Below are 244 nucleotides of genomic sequence, written 5' to 3' on the forward strand. Positions count from 1 at the left end.
TCGGCTCCCAGCGCATCGAATACCTGCAGTAGCGTTTTGCGGGCCGCGTCGTCGTTATAGGCGCGGTCCTGCTTCATCAGCGCCAGCAGGGCTTCCAGGCCTGCGTCGTACTGGCCATCGGCCACCTGGCGCAGCGCCCGCTGGTATTGAGCTTCGCTATCCGTGCGCTCGCCCAGTGCAGCGATCTCTTCGGCAGGTAGCGCCTGTTCGCTGAACTCGATGCTGGCGCGCACGCCGCGCGCGG

1 protein-coding gene is annotated in these 244 nt (G+C 66.8%); it reads right to left on the bottom strand.

From position 1 onward, the window contains the following. Positions 1–244 (bottom strand): tetratricopeptide repeat protein (locus V0R37_RS23015; protein WP_420376681.1); only part of this gene is annotated, 244 nt, incomplete at both ends.

Origin of the sequence: Pollutimonas rozaliensis (assembly GCF_048751585.1) — a bacterium.
Classification (GTDB): domain Bacteria; phylum Pseudomonadota; class Gammaproteobacteria; order Burkholderiales; family Burkholderiaceae_B.